This window comes from Vibrio coralliirubri (assembly GCF_024347375.1).
In the GTDB taxonomy this organism is placed as follows: Bacteria; Pseudomonadota; Gammaproteobacteria; order Enterobacterales; family Vibrionaceae; genus Vibrio; species Vibrio coralliirubri.
Genome location: NZ_AP025470.1, coordinates 2,440,877 through 2,454,777, shown reverse-complemented (window position 1 = coordinate 2,454,777; position 13,901 = coordinate 2,440,877). Strand labels below are relative to the sequence as shown.

11 protein-coding genes are annotated in these 13,901 nt (G+C 45.5%); 9 read left to right on the top strand and 2 right to left on the bottom strand.

What is annotated here, in order from left to right:
- Positions 1-137: 137 nt before the first annotated feature.
- From OCV20_RS11125 to udp, 3 genes are all read left to right on the top strand, one after another.
- Positions 138-1,601, top strand: coding sequence for an MATE family efflux transporter (locus OCV20_RS11125; protein ID WP_086774542.1), 1,464 nt, complete (start codon positions 138-140; stop codon positions 1,599-1,601).
- A gap of 153 nt (positions 1,602-1,754) precedes the next feature.
- On the top strand, positions 1,755-4,112 hold the full coding sequence (locus OCV20_RS11120; protein WP_086774543.1) for a zinc/cadmium/mercury/lead-transporting ATPase: 2,358 nt from the start codon (positions 1,755-1,757) through the stop codon (positions 4,110-4,112).
- A gap of 282 nt (positions 4,113-4,394) precedes the next feature.
- Positions 4,395-5,153, top strand: coding sequence for a uridine phosphorylase (gene udp / locus OCV20_RS11115; RefSeq protein WP_017632176.1), 759 nt, complete (start codon positions 4,395-4,397; stop codon positions 5,151-5,153).
- 196 nt (positions 5,154-5,349) lie between these two features.
- Here udp and OCV20_RS11110 read toward each other — a convergent pair whose 3' ends face one another.
- Positions 5,350-6,516, bottom strand: coding sequence for a DUF1887 family protein (locus OCV20_RS11110; protein ID WP_086774544.1), 1,167 nt, complete (start codon positions 6,514-6,516; stop codon positions 5,350-5,352).
- Positions 6,517-6,714: 198 nt separating this feature from the next.
- The gene (locus OCV20_RS11105; RefSeq protein WP_048614565.1) at positions 6,715-8,706 is read right to left on the bottom strand and encodes a methyl-accepting chemotaxis protein; all 1,992 of its coding nucleotides are present in this window, start codon (positions 8,704-8,706) and stop codon (positions 6,715-6,717) included.
- 277 nt (positions 8,707-8,983) lie between these two features.
- Between OCV20_RS11105 and hinT the strand changes: the two genes are divergently transcribed.
- The 6 genes from hinT (at position 8,984) to ycfP (ending at position 13,700) form a co-directional block, all read left to right on the top strand.
- Positions 8,984-9,334 carry a purine nucleoside phosphoramidase gene (gene hinT, locus OCV20_RS11100; protein ID WP_017065295.1) on the top strand — a complete coding sequence of 117 codons (351 nt, stop codon included), beginning with the start codon at positions 8,984-8,986 and terminating at the stop codon, positions 9,332-9,334.
- 257 nt (positions 9,335-9,591) lie between these two features.
- Positions 9,592-10,983 carry a COG3014 family protein gene (locus OCV20_RS11095; RefSeq protein WP_086774545.1) on the top strand — a complete coding sequence of 464 codons (1,392 nt, stop codon included), beginning with the start codon at positions 9,592-9,594 and terminating at the stop codon, positions 10,981-10,983.
- A complete protein-coding gene (locus tag OCV20_RS11090) occupies positions 10,983-11,366 on the top strand; it encodes a YcfL family putative periplasmic lipoprotein (protein WP_017060222.1) in 384 nt (127 codons plus the stop codon). Before OCV20_RS11095 ends, OCV20_RS11090 begins: the two co-directional genes overlap by 1 nt.
- An 86-nt stretch (positions 11,367-11,452) precedes the next feature.
- The gene (lpoB, locus tag OCV20_RS11085; protein WP_017060223.1) at positions 11,453-12,043 is read left to right on the top strand and encodes a penicillin-binding protein activator LpoB; all 591 of its coding nucleotides are present in this window, start codon (positions 11,453-11,455) and stop codon (positions 12,041-12,043) included.
- A 154-nt stretch (positions 12,044-12,197) separates the two neighbouring features.
- A complete protein-coding gene (locus tag OCV20_RS11080; RefSeq protein ID WP_048616613.1) occupies positions 12,198-13,052 on the top strand; it encodes a phosphotransferase in 855 nt (284 codons plus the stop codon).
- 108 nt (positions 13,053-13,160) lie between these two features.
- On the top strand, positions 13,161-13,700 hold the full coding sequence (gene ycfP / locus OCV20_RS11075) for an alpha/beta hydrolase YcfP (protein WP_009847155.1): 540 nt from the start codon (positions 13,161-13,163) through the stop codon (positions 13,698-13,700).
- The last annotated feature ends 201 nt before the right edge of the window (positions 13,701-13,901 follow it).

The window sequence follows — 13,901 nt, the reverse complement described above, 5'->3', positions numbered from 1 at the left end:
CTCAATTGAAAAAAGGCGCACTAGCGCCTTTTTTCTGTATAGCGCTTTTCTTGGTCGATCCTCTCTTTGTGGATCCCGAGTCTGTTGATTAGCTGATTGGGCTTTAGCTCTTGGGTATTCCAACTTTTGGAGGTTTCATGTCAAATCAAACGGCAAAGTTTGTTGAAGGTTCAACGATGCGCCACATATTGGTGATGTCGGGGGCTGGCTCTGTCGGTTTGATGGCGTTATTTGTGGTCGACTTACTCGACATGCTGTTTATCAGTATGCTCGGGCAGGTTGAATTGGCTGCTGCGGTAGGCTTTGCAGGTACGCTGACTTTCTTTTCTACCTCCGTTTCGATTGGTACTTCTATTGCCATGGGCGCATTAGTGTCCAAAGCCATCGGCTCAAAGAATCAAGAACACGCTCGAAACCTAAGCACCAGTATCATGCTGACTGCGTTTGTTATCAGTTCGACCATAACTGCAATCATGTTCGCTTATATTCCAGAGCTGCTAGCCGCGATAGGCGCCAAAGGGATTGCGGCCGAGCGTGCTCAAGCTTACCTACAGATTTTGCTGCCAAGTGGTCCATTTTTGGCGTTAGCGATGGCGGCGGGTGCGGGCTTAAGAGCAGCGGGCGATGCCAAACGTTCGATGTGGGCAACTTTGTCGGGCGGCATTGTTAACGCGATTCTCGATCCTCTGTTTATTTTTGGTTTTGGTTGGAACATTGAAGGGGCGGCTATCGCTTCGGTTGTCGCTCGCTTCTCGGTGTTGTTCTTCTCGCTTTACCCTCTGATTCGCAGTCATCAGTTGGTGGCTCCACCTTCTTTTGTGCAATGGCGCCTTAATATTCGACCAATATTGGCGATTGCACTGCCTGCGATTATCACCAATACCGCAACGCCTATCGGTAACGCGATTGTGACAACGGGTATCGCACAATATGGTGAGGATTTTGTCGCGGGCTTTGCCGTGATAGGTCGTCTGACGCCAGTTTGTTTTGCGGTTATCTTTGCCTTGTCTGGCGCTGTGGGGCCAATCATTGGTCAGAACTTTGGTGCTGAACGCATGGACCGAGTAAAAGAAACACTCAATAACTCATTGCTGGTTACTACGGCATACACCATCGCTGTTTGTATTCTGTTGTACTTCGTTCAAGGTTATGTCATTCAAGGCTTTAGCTTACAAGGTGATGCAGCAATCATTGTGGCAGCTTTCTGTACCTATGTGGCGTTAACCTTCACCTTTAACGGCGCGCTATTTGTTGCCAACACCTCTTTTAATAACCTAGGTAAACCGCTTTACTCGACAGCATTAAATTTGGGTAAAGCCACGTTAGGTACTCTGCCGTTCGTCTATCTAGGTTCGGAGTGGTATGGCGCTTTGGGTGTTCTTTATGGTCAAGCTTTGGGTAATGTTATGTTCGGGATTTTAGGTATCTTGGTGCTTCGACATCATATCGCTGAGCTGATGCAAGGCTCTCAAGTCGACCCTGTGGAAGATGATGTGTCGATTGTCAGCCTGAACACTCAGCCATTCTGTTCACACGATGCAGTGCTTATTGATGATGTATCGGCAAACCGTGAAGAGTGTACGGAGCTTAAATCTCAGTAAGCCATCGGCGCTGGCATAATATTTTTGTTTTCTTGAAAACTTCTTCTTGACCTTGGAGTAGCCTCCAAGGTTTATACTTTTGATGAACTTAAGGTTCTGTTGCTCGTAAGTTAGCAACAACCTCAAGGCTTTTGAGTATTAAGGAGATACATTATGTGCGCAAAACATGCAGCGTGCCGCTCAGCAAAAGTGGACGTTCAACCTCAAGCGGCAGGATCAAGTTGCTCTAGCCCTAAAATTTCAAGCATCACAGCAGCAGGTACTTCATCTGGTTGTTGTAGCTCTTCCGCTGCTCCGTCATCGTCTGGAGATGATTGTTGTAGTTCGTCGGACAGTGGAGAAGAAGACAGTCAGTCCTCAACTTTATCTCTCGACGCCCAATTTTCGAAAAGTTGGCTGGTTGCCGGAATGGACTGCCCAGTTTGTGCAAGAAAAATAGAAAACGCGATCAGCAATATTGACGGTGTTATTCAAGCGAAGGTTCTCTTTGCTACCGAAAAGCTGGTTGTGAAATTCGATAATGAAAGCCTTGCCGACACCATTGAACAGGTCTCTATCAAAACGGGTTTCCCTCTTACGGAAGTCGGTTCAAAGAAAGAAAAACAACAACCTGAGACTTTTTGGCAAGCTCATATCCAACCTAATTTACAGATTATCGCGATTGCAGCAGCAATGCTGTTTGCTGCGCTTCTGAAAAGTATCTCTCCTCAATTAAGTGAAGGCTTGTTTACGGTAACTTGTCTGCTTGGTTTATATCCGGTGGCGAAGAAAGCGGTTCAGCTGGCACGTTCAGGTACACCGTTTGCTATTGAAACCTTAATGAGTGTTGCCGCGCTGGGTGCTTTGTACCTTGGCGAAACTGCGGAAGCAGCGATGGTTCTATTATTGTTCTTGATTGGTGAGCGCTTAGAAGCGTTTGCTTCATCTAGAGCAAGAAGTGGCGTTCAAGCGCTAATGGCATTGGTACCAGAAAACGCGACTAAGATCATCAACGGCGAGCGTGTAGAAGTAGCAGTCAGTGAACTGGTTCCTGGTGATGTGATTGAAGTGGCTGCGGGCTCTCGTTTACCTGCTGACGGACAATTGATTACAGACGCGGCAAGCTTTGATGAAAGTGCGTTAACCGGTGAATCTGTTCCTGTTGAACACATCGAAGGCAATAGCATCATGGCTGGCGCTGTGGTGGTCGATAAAGTGGTTCGTATCACCATCACTTCAAAACAAGGTGAGAACGCGATCGATCGCATTCTTCATCTGATTGAAGAAGCAGAGTCTCGTAAAGCACCACTAGAGCGATTCCTCGATAAGTTCAGCCGTTGGTACACACCGTTAATGATGGTAGTGGCTCTGTTGGTCATCATCACACCACCATTGTTGTTTGCGCAGCCATGGGAAACATGGGTATACCGTGGCCTAGCGCTATTGTTGATTGCTTGTCCGTGTGCCTTGGTGATCTCGACTCCTGCAGCGATTACCTCTGGTTTAGCAGCAGCTGCGAAACGTGGCGCGCTCATTAAAGGCGGCGCAGCGCTAGAGCAGCTTGGTAAAATCCAAACCATCGCCTTCGATAAGACAGGCACACTGACCGAAGGTAAGCCTCAGGTTACGGATATTCAACCTCTATCGGGTTGGCAACAAGATGCGATGCTGCGTGTAGTTGGGGCAATTGAAGTTGGCTCTACTCACCCGTTGGCGCAGTCACTTGTCGCTAAAGTAAAAGATCTGAATATTGAGATTCCTGAATCACACAACAAGAAAACATTGATTGGTAGTGGTGTTGAAGGTGATGTTGATGGTGTTAAGTATCAGGTTCTGTCGCCGTCTAAAGTGACGTTCGATCTTGGTCTCGATGTGGTTTCTCAAGTAGAAGCATTAGAAGGCGAGGGCAAGACGGTTGTGGTTGCTCTCGAGGTTAAAGATCAAGAAGAGTTAACAGAGCAAACTACGACTGTGATTGGTTTGATTGCTTGGCAAGATACGTTACGCAGTGACGCTAAGCTTGCGATTGAACGACTTAATGACTTGGGTATTCAATCTATCATGCTGACCGGCGATAACCCGCGCAGTGCAGCAGCGATCAGTAGCAAGATTGGTATGCAGTACAAGGCAAGCCTATTGCCAAGCGACAAGGTATCTTACGTTGAGGAGTTGTCTCAACAGTCGCACGTGGCGATGGTCGGTGATGGCATTAACGATGCACCAGCAATGAAAACGGCGAATGTCGGCATCGCAATGGGCGGTGGTACAGATGTCGCTTTGGAAACGGCGGACTCAGCACTGACTCATAACCGCTTAACTGAGCTGCCAGCGATGATTGAACTGTCGCAAGCGACCATGAACAACATCCGTCAAAACGTAGCCCTTGCGCTTGGTTTGAAGGGCGTGTTCTTGGTGACAAGCTTGTTAGGTATTACCGGTTTGTGGGTGGCAGTTTTAGCAGATAGTGGTGCAACTGCATTGGTGACATTGAACGCATTGCGTCTGCTTCGATTTAAATCTAAAGCGGACTAAATCTAGCTCACCGACATAGAGCATTCTTAATATAAAAGCGCCTTTAGCGGTAATACGTTAAAGGCGCTTTTTGTCTCATTAGTATGCAACACAGGCGTTCTGATTGCTTATTTTTGTGATGCCAATCGGTTTTTTGTGAAACTTGAATTCTTGTTGCGATCGTTCATGTGATGTGTGTCACTTCATTTTGTAATGAGCTTGGTTAGAGTGTGTTCGTACCCCACGAATTTACTATGAGCTTAAATAAGGGTAAAAAGCCCAATAAGCCAAAAGGAGCGAACTATGTCTCAAGCTGTTTTCCACTTAGGTGTTACTGAAGCAGATCTTAACGGTGCTACTCTTGCGATCATCCCTGGTGATCCTGCTCGTGTGCAAAAAATTGCAGAAGAGATGGAGAACCCAGTATTTCTTGCTAGTCACCGTGAATACACGCTTTACCGCGCAGAGCTAGACGGCAAGCCAGTTGTTGTATGTTCAACAGGTATTGGTGGCCCATCGACTTCTATCGCAGTTGAAGAGCTTGCTCAACTTGGTGTTCGCACTTTCCTACGTGTTGGTACTACTGGTGCTATCCAACCTCACGTAAACGTGGGTGACATGATTGTTTCTACAGGTTCTGTTCGTCTAGACGGCGCTAGCCTGCATTTTGCTCCAATGGAGTTCCCAGCAGTGGCTGACTTTGAAGTTGCTACAGCAATGAAAGCGGCAGTCGAAGAATCAGGCGCAGCAGTTCATATGGGCGTAACGGCTTCAAGTGATACGTTCTACCCAGGTCAAGAGCGTTACGACACGTTCTCTGGTCGCGTTGTTAAGCGTTTCCAAGGTTCTATGCAAGAATGGCAAGACATGGGCGTTCTGAACTTCGAGATGGAATCTGCAACACTACTAACAATGTGTGCTAGTTCTGGTCTGAAAGCAGGTTGTGTTGCTGGTGTAATCATCAACCGTACTCAAAAAGAGACGCCTGATCACGACACTCTAAAAGTAACGGAAGCACGTTCAATCAAAGTGGTTGTAGAAGCTGCTCGTAAAATGCTTTAAGTCTTAAAGTGCTTTTAGTCTTCAAGTGACATTAAATTTTGAAAATGGCCGCATCGAATGATGCGGCCATTTTTTTGTGCCGTCTGAAAGTAATTAATAGAGAACACAGACAACAAAAAAGGCGAGTGACTTAATCGTCATTCGCCTTTTTAACAATCTGCTTAAGAGCATTGAGCTCTCATGAGTTTATTGGTTTTTAGTACTCTAGATCTTCACTGCCACCCGCAGCCGTAAACCATGCCGTTAGGTGTGTTTTAAGATCTTTCAATTCGTCAGGGCCAATCAATGCAAGGCCAAGATCTTCTGCTCGTGTGATGTCGTTATGACGAAGAGGGCGGAAGCTCACTAACATTGCACGTGCTTGTAGGCCACCAAGCAGGTCTCTAAGCGATTCCAGTTTGTACAAGGTGTCATCACCATCATCACGCATGCCTTTGGTCTTACATTCGATGATGTGCAGCTTATTGTTCACCACAGAGGCAACATCAAGCTCGTTACGAACCTCACGTTCACCCAGTTGACGGTATACCTGAACATTCAAAGAACGGTCTTGAATGGTCGGCATGTCATCTTGGATTTGCTTAACAGTGCTATGAACCAATGTTTCAAGCCATTCACCGTTTGAGAAGCGGCGTGCGTCTTCATTGGCAAAGGTCAAAATACCGTTGTCGTAAGTCGCAATTTTAGCTTCAACCAAATCGCTCAGCAGCATGTTGAGCTCGTGATAGCCTTGTTGCTTCTCCGATAACCCTACATCAAGTTTCTGTTCTTTACGGCAGGTCGTTGCTAGGTAATTCAATGTCGCAAGACCTGGGCCTAGTTCGAGTGCGTTACTTGCCCAACGTTCACCCAGCTCATAAAGTTTCTGATCAAGTTGCGGAGACAGCTGAACATCGCTGAATTCACCGCGAGCGCCGAACACAGTCAGGTAGTCGTCGATAGTGATGCGGTCTTGAACCTGTGCATCTTCTTTACCATTCGGGTACAACCAGCACAGCTTGTCACTGTTTGGTTCAACCACGAAGATTGGCCAGTGGTAAGTGCGGAATACTTCGTACACAGAAAGTAGGCGGTGACGGAGGCCACAACTTGCGTTGAGCTTCACTTCTTGGCCGCGTGCTTTGAGGTCTTCAGCAAGGGTTTGGATAGATTCTTTAATGACGGATGTATTTACGATGGTTGGAATTTCGAAAAACTCACTCGTAATGTCGCGCTTGTGCAAAACGCTGTCTAAACGTTTGTACATACTGACTTGATTTTTGTCGCCGATAAACACGATGTGAGTGCTGACCGTTCGGTTATCAAGTAATGGGGTGAGCAAGCGAATGGGGTCTTGATCGATAATGCCAACATGAACAGCCATATAAATTCCTTAATAGCGGCTCGCTCATAAAGGTGAAAGAAAAAAACGGGAAGCAGCAAGCCTTAATAATCATATAATGACAAAGCTCATAAAAAACAAGGGCAACCCTTGATAAAAGTTGCCCTAGCTCAATTAGTTACCACTATTGGGTAAGAAGTCTCAACAATCTCACTAAATATCTATCGATTCTTCATTTATCTATAGTTTGAATTGATGTACTAAATCACCTTGCTGGTTCGCCAGAATTGTTAGGTTTTGGCTTGCCTCTGCAATTGAAGACATCGCTTGGTAACTCTTATCTGCGATGTGGTTGATGTCTTCGATGTTGCGTGCGATATCACCAGACGTTTCACTCTGTTCAGCAGCTGCTTGAGAGATGTGTGTACTCATGTGGCTGATCTCTAGAATCAAGGCTTGGATCTCTTCCATCGCACTGTTTGCACTTGAAGCTTGTTGAACCGACATGTCCATATCGCTCATGCAGCTTTCGATGACGTTACTTGCGGTTTTCGAGCTTGATTGCAGATTGCTGATCATGGTCTCGATTTCAGAAGTCGATTGAGTGGTCTTTTGTGCTAGCACTCGAACTTCGTCGGCAACGACTGCAAAGCCACGACCTTGTTCACCAGCACGCGCTGCTTCGATTGCCGCATTAAGTGCAAGTAGGTTGGTTTGTTCAGCAATACCACGAATAACGTCAAGGATTGAACCAATCTGGCTACTCATCTGTTGTAGCTCGCCTACAGCACCCACAGACTCAGTAAGGCGAACCTCAAGCTGATTAATGGTGCTGATGTTGGTGTTCATGATCTGACGACCAGATTCAGAAGCCGATTCTACTTGTTGAACCATGCTTAGTGAGCTTTGCGCGCTGTTCGCCACTTCTTGCACAGAATGAGACATCTCTGTCATTGCTGTTGCAACGGTCGCGGTTTGTTCGCGTTGGCTGTTCAGTTGAGCCTGTGTTTCTGTAGAGGTTTTTTGGTTAACGCTTGCTGTCTTGGTTAGGTCATCTGAAGCATCATTCAGCTTCACAAGGATGTTGTGCAGGTTGTCCGCCAAGGTATTGATGTGACGGCTTACACGGCTGAATTCGTTGTCGTAGCGAATATCGATACGCTGAGTCATATCGCCTTCGGTTAGACCTTCTAATGTACCGAGGATGCGAGTTAATGGCTCTCGTACGCTATGTGCAATGTGGTAACCAATTGCAGCAGCGAACACAGTCACAACAATGCCAATTGCAATCGCGTTGAATAGGCCTTTGTCGTAGATGCTGCTTGCGTCAGCGAGTGATGAGTTGAGTTGCTCTTCAGCGGTCACGTTGAATGAGTCCAAAACGGCCATCGCTTGGTCAACTTCTACGGCTAGGTTGGCGATGTTCACGTACAGCGCTTGCTTGGCTTGCAGGTAGTTGTTGTGCTTGTCTAGTACGCCGCCTTTCTGACCAACGTCTTTGGTGAACTTCTGAACTGACTCATCGAAGACATTTTTAAGTGCTGGTAGTTGTGTTGATAGACCGCGATAAGCGTAGTTAAGATGAGTAACGGCCTTTTTGTTTTGGTTAACGGCTTTCTGAACGAAGGCAACGTCAGAGCTAGCAAGTGCATCAGAGGTAATAACTTCTGCGTCTTGCAGTTTGATGAAGTAGCTCTTTGCCATCACTTTTACAGAGATGCTTTTTTGATCGGCAACGTACTCTTTCATGCCAACGGTTAATTCTGAATGTAAGCGTTGGAAGTCACGAGAGGCTTTTTGCACTTGTTCTTGTGCTTCGAACATCGCAACGTAGTTATTCATCGCTTCGTCAGCTTCGGCGAAGTAGCGTTCTTCCATTGCTCTTAATTGCGCGATACGTTCAACAAGTGAAGCATTGTTTTGGCTTGCCGCTTCTAAACTACCGAGAACTTCTGAAAACGAGTTTTGTGATGCAGCAAATTCTGTACGCATTGCAGACATGCGTTCAGCGTTTTGTGTGGTTAAGAAATCTTTGAATGACTTATCAGCAGAAAGCAATTGAACACTTGTTTGATTTGAAAGCGCGACAAGTGGCAATGAGGTTTCTGAGACACTCTCAAAATTGCTGTGTATCTGATTCATGCTGTTCATCATGATGGTTATCGTGACTGCGAACATGATGATGATCAGTGCGAAACCAGCGTACATACGCTTGATCACAGATCCCTTCATGGCTTTCTCCCTAAATAAAAATGCAGACCTAATGTCAGGTCAAAGTAAAACTAACAAAATTGTCAGCATTCTATTGAGCTCGGCTTACGCGTTTTATGACGCACACGTCAAAAATAACGCTAAGTTATAACCAACATGCCATTCTTGAGAGCTAAGGCTCGTTTTCTTTGATTTGAACGGTGTTTTTTATTATGCTTTAAAGCAGATTTATTGTGGTTTGATGCGGCATAGCGCATACTCAAAGCATTAAAAAATAAATGTTTTATCGGAGAGAAACATGGCTGAAGAAACCATTTTTACTAAGATCATCAACAAAGAAATCCCAGCAGATCTACTATACCAAGACGATTTAGTCACCGCATTTCGCGATATTAACCCTCGCGCGCCAAGCCATATTCTAATCATCCCAAACAAGCTGATTCCGACAACCAACGATGTTGAAGTCGAAGATGAAGCGATGATGGGTCGCATGTTTACTGTTGCTCGCAAGTTAGCAAAAGAAGAGGGCATTGCAGAAGATGGCTATCGTCTTATCGTGAACTGTAACTCTCACGGTGGCCAAGAGGTTTATCATATTCACATGCACTTGGTTGGTGGCCGCCCACTTGGCCCCCTATTAATGAGCTAATGAAAAGCTAACGAGTTAATGAAAGCTAATGCGCTAGTTTAAACGCGCTCATTAGTGGGTTAACACAAGTAGTTAGTTGGAAAATTTGTAGTTTGTATGCCAACTTTAAGTTCTATCTGTTGTCTGAATGTCGGCATCGCCTAGGCAGAGGCTATATCAGTAGGGTTTCAACTGGCTTGAGATCCTTTTTACAACACGTTTCGTTTTGATAATGAGACCAATAAAGTTGGCATTTTAAACATGCACGGAGACGATAAGTGAAGCAACAGTTTAGATTCGCTTCCATTGCCCTGTTATCGGCGTTGACCGTAGGTTGTGCGAGTATGTCTGCAGGAAGCCTGTTCAGTCATTACAGCGCACAGAACAAAGCGATCTACCAAGCCGTTAAATCTGGAGATTATTCAGAGGCTCAGCAAGAGCTACCAGATTACGCGGCAGGCGACATCCTTGATAACTTTGAAAGAGGCAGAATTAATCTGCTGGATCAAAAATACCCTGAGAGTAAGGCTTCGTTTGAAGTGGCTGATCAGGCGGTGACTGAGCAGCAACGCAAAGCCGTGATCTCAATCTCAGACAGTGCAACCAGTGTGGGTGCGTTGGCTGTGAATGACAATATTACTGAGTATGTGCCAGCCGATTATGAGTTGGGCTTTCTTCATCTGTATCTCGGTTTAAATTACCTCAAGAAAAACGATTTAGAAGGTGCGGTGATCGAAATGCGTCGCGCCAACCAAGTTCAAGAACAAGCGAAGAAGCAACGCGAAGCAGAGTTAAACAAAGCAGCCAGCGATGCGAAGAAGCAAGGCTTCTCTGCCAATGTGGGTAGCATTCTTGCCAATTACCCTGATGCAGGTAAAAAGCTGCAGTCGGTACAGAATGCGTATCTGATGTTCTTGTCTGGTCTGCTTTATGAAGCGTCAAATGATTTAAACAGCGCCTACGTTGACTATCGTCGTGCTTTGGCTGTGATGCCAGAGAACCAAGAAATCATCGATAGAACCATGGCAACAGCCGCTCGTTTAGGGATGCGACAAGATTTAGCGACATTAGAAAAGCGCTATAAGCAATCTTCTAAACTTAGTGCAGGCGAAGGGCGAGTGATTGTTCTTCAAGAGCAGAGCGCTGTACAAGCTATGGACAGTTGGCGACTAGATTTACCTGTTTATGACAGTCGCGATCAGGGGGCAATATACTCTCTTGCGCTGCCATATTACCCAAGTCAAAACGTAGAGCGTTTTTCTGCCTTGCGAATCAGCGGTCAACCGTTACAAGAACACTTGATCACTGACGTAAACGCGATGGCGCAGAACGATTTATCGGAACGTATGACGAGCATTGTTATTCGCCAAGCGCTACGTGTCGTCGCGAAAGATCGCATTCGTAAAGAAGCAACCAAAGGCGATGACGTCGGTAATATTCTGTTCAACGTGTGGAATACACTGACAGAGCAACCAGACACTCGCAGTTGGCAATCATTACCTGCAGAGATTAAGAGCAGCACGTTTGTAGCAAATAGCGGTCAATATACGTTGGAAGCGGGCGCTAGAACGTACGACTTTGATATTCGAGAAGGGCAGACCACCTTGGTGTGGATTTCTCGACAAGGAAACAACGCAACAATGTGGCATAAACAGCTAGGGAGGCTGTAATGAAAAAGTGGTTAGTGAGCTTAGCAGCGGTAATGGCGCTGGCTGGTTGTGCTGATAATACAGCTGGCGTAAGGGTCGATAGTCTGACTCAGAACGTTTTCTTTGGTGACAAGGTATTGGGCAGCCGTTTACAGGTTGAAGATATTCGCACCGATTTGGTCGACGGTCATACGCGCGGAATCGTTCGTTTAAACAGTAACTATAAAGGCGATCAACATATCCTTTATCGTTTTTACTGGTACGACGATGCAGGGCTTGAGGTCAACCTAAAGCAAGGCCCTTGGAAGCAAGCGATTGTTCGTGGTTTTGAAAGTATTTCGTTGTCGGAAGTGTCGGTAAACCCGAAAGCGACTCAGTTCAGAGTCCAGTTCCGAGAGCAGTAAGTTAGATTAAACGGGTCTCATGATTCGTAAATATAAGAATTTAAGAGTGTGGGTAACCCCGCTCAGTGATAAGTTGAGGAAACAAAATGAAAAAGAGTGTCATTGCGCTACTAGGTTTAGCGGTTATTTTAGGCGGTTGTTCAAACAAGGTAAGCTACGGTGATGCACAAGCAGTAGAAACCACGACAATCGATTTCGGTTCAACTGACCTTCAAACGATTGCGGGTGAAATGGTCGATAGCATGATGGCGTCTGGTTCTGTGTCTTACATTACTCGTGAACAGCGTCCAATCGTGTTTGTAGAGCGAATCAAGAACAAAACAAGTGAGCACATCGATACTGAGTCAATCACTGACACCATCAGTACGAAGATGCTGAACTCTGGTAAGTTCCGTTTCGTTGATATGGACCGTGTAGAGTCTGTTCGTGACCAATTGAACTTCCAAAACAACGATGAGCTTGTAAATCAAAGTTCAGCGATTCAATTCGGTAAAATGGTTGGTGCTCAGTACATGCTGTACGGCAACCTATCAAGCATCGTTAAGAAAGCGGGTAGCGATGAAGACGTATACTACAAAATGACGATGCGTCTAATGGATCTTGAGTCTGGCTTGATTGAATGGGCTGACGAGACTGAAATCCGTAAGCAACAATCTAAGAGCCTACTAGGCCTTTAATTTCGCTTACTTGCCAACTATGCGCAGCCAGTTTTGACAGCGTATAGCTTGGTCACACGCCAATGCAGTGCATGATGTGCTGTTTATGAAGAGACACTGGCTTTTGGTCAGTGTCTTTTTTGTAGGGAATGAAGACGTTTATAGGGAATGAGCAATGGCAATTTTTTCTTGGTCTGAGGCTAAGCTTCTTGATACCAGTTTGAGTTCGCTTGACGGTTATTTTTCTGAGCCTCCAGTTAGAGCGCAGACATTAACCGGTGGTTTGACCAATCGATGTTGGAAGTTAGTTGATGCCGATGGTACTGCGTATGTTTGGCGGCCAACCACACCTATCACCAAAGCATTCTTCATCTCTCGTCATGAAGAGTACCAAGTGTTGTCTGCCATTGAGCGTCTCGGCATCGGGCCAAGCCCAATGGTGGTGAATGAGCAAGGTTTGTTGGTTGAATGGATTGCGGGTGAGACACTTTACGAAGATCTAGAACTCGATGACCTGTTGAAAACGCTGATCTCTGTTCATCTGGTTAATACTGCGCGATTACCACTGCAACCATTCAGTTTCACGGCGCGAGTCGACCATTACTGGCTGCAGCTTGATGCGATTCATAAGACCGAAGCCTGCACTAAGATTTATCAAGAGTGGCGCGTGGCTCCGAGTATTACCAATGTTGACCTGTCTTTGTGCCATTTTGACTTAGGTGGTTATAACCTAGTGAGAAACAGTGACGGCATTAAGATTATCGATTGGGAATACGCTGCGCTCGCAGACCCTAGGCTCGATTTAACGTTAACCATTGCGGTTGCTGGCGTGCCAGTCACAGAAGCGGTTGAGAAGTACTGTCAGCTGCGAGGCATTCATGATGTCCAGCCTTGGCTCGATGGTGTAGAAGCATGGTTACCAAGAAGCCAGATGATGGCGATGCTATGGTATTTACTTGCTCATCAGCTTTGGGGTGATGAAAGTTATCTGCGTGAAGCGGAGGCCCTGAGTCACACTTTATGTAGCTAGGATCACGTTTAGGAAGTGAAAAATATAATTTCTCAGCTGTTACCTTTAAAACCTTGTTTTTCGTGTTAGATTGATCAAAACGTACCAATATTCAACGGGGGAGGTACAATGATTATCTATCTACATGGCTTCGACTCAACAAGCCCGGGCAATCACGAAAAAATACTGCAGTTGCAATTCATTGATGATGACGTTCGTTTCATCAACTACAGTACTTTGCATCCAAAACACGATATGCAGCATCTGCTAAAAGAAGTGCATAAAGTGATAGAGCAATCCGATGATCCGCATCCCATTATTTGTGGTGTAGGTTTAGGTGGTTTTTGGTCTGAGCGTATTGGTTTTTTATGTGGGATTAAGCAGGTGGTGTTCAACCCTAATCTGCACCCTGAGAACAACATGGTAGGTCGAATTGACCGTCCAGAAGAGTACGAAGACATCGCAACTAAATGTGTTGCTCAGTACCGCATGAAAAACAAAGGACGCTGTTTAGTAGTGTTGTCTCGTGAAGACGAAATTCACGACAATACCAAAACCGCAGCCGCGCTAGAAGATTACTACGATGTAATCTGGGATGAGAAAGAGAGTCATAAATTCAAAAAGATCTCTCAACATCTTCAAGCAATGAAAGCGTTCAAAAACGCTTAATCAATCCAGATGTTTTATAAAAGCAGTGCTCATTTGGGTGCTGCTTTTTCACATCTGAATCTTAGAGATTGGTATTGATAAAGTAGTTGTATATGTTTTATCGGTCGGTTTGTGCATTTATAGATCAGTTTGCGCAAACGTTAACTAATTAGTCGCGAATCCTCATTGAGGGTAAGGATTTTTTTGTTGCGGTCATCTTTT

Bases quoted from the DNA above. Each gene is read 5' to 3' on its own strand.
- OCV20_RS11125 (WP_086774542.1), top strand. From the start codon at position 138: ATGTCAAATCAAACGGCAAAGTTTGTTGAAGGTTCAACGATGCGCCAC.
- OCV20_RS11120 (WP_086774543.1), top strand. From the start codon at position 1,755: ATGTGCGCAAAACATGCAGCGTGCCGCTCAGCAAAAGTGGACGTTCAA.
- OCV20_RS11090 (WP_017060222.1), top strand. From the start codon at position 10,983: ATGAAAAAGTGGTTAGTGAGCTTAGCAGCGGTAATGGCGCTGGCTGGT.
- hinT (WP_017065295.1), top strand. From the start codon at position 8,984: ATGGCTGAAGAAACCATTTTTACTAAGATCATCAACAAAGAAATCCCA.
- ycfP (WP_009847155.1), top strand. From the start codon at position 13,161: ATGATTATCTATCTACATGGCTTCGACTCAACAAGCCCGGGCAATCAC.
- OCV20_RS11105 (WP_048614565.1), bottom strand. From the start codon at position 8,706: ATGAAGGGATCTGTGATCAAGCGTATGTACGCTGGTTTCGCACTGATC.
- OCV20_RS11110 (WP_086774544.1), bottom strand. From the start codon at position 6,516: ATGGCTGTTCATGTTGGCATTATCGATCAAGACCCCATTCGCTTGCTC.
- lpoB (WP_017060223.1), top strand. From the start codon at position 11,453: ATGAAAAAGAGTGTCATTGCGCTACTAGGTTTAGCGGTTATTTTAGGC.
- udp (WP_017632176.1), top strand. From the start codon at position 4,395: ATGTCTCAAGCTGTTTTCCACTTAGGTGTTACTGAAGCAGATCTTAAC.
- OCV20_RS11080 (WP_048616613.1), top strand. From the start codon at position 12,198: ATGGCAATTTTTTCTTGGTCTGAGGCTAAGCTTCTTGATACCAGTTTG.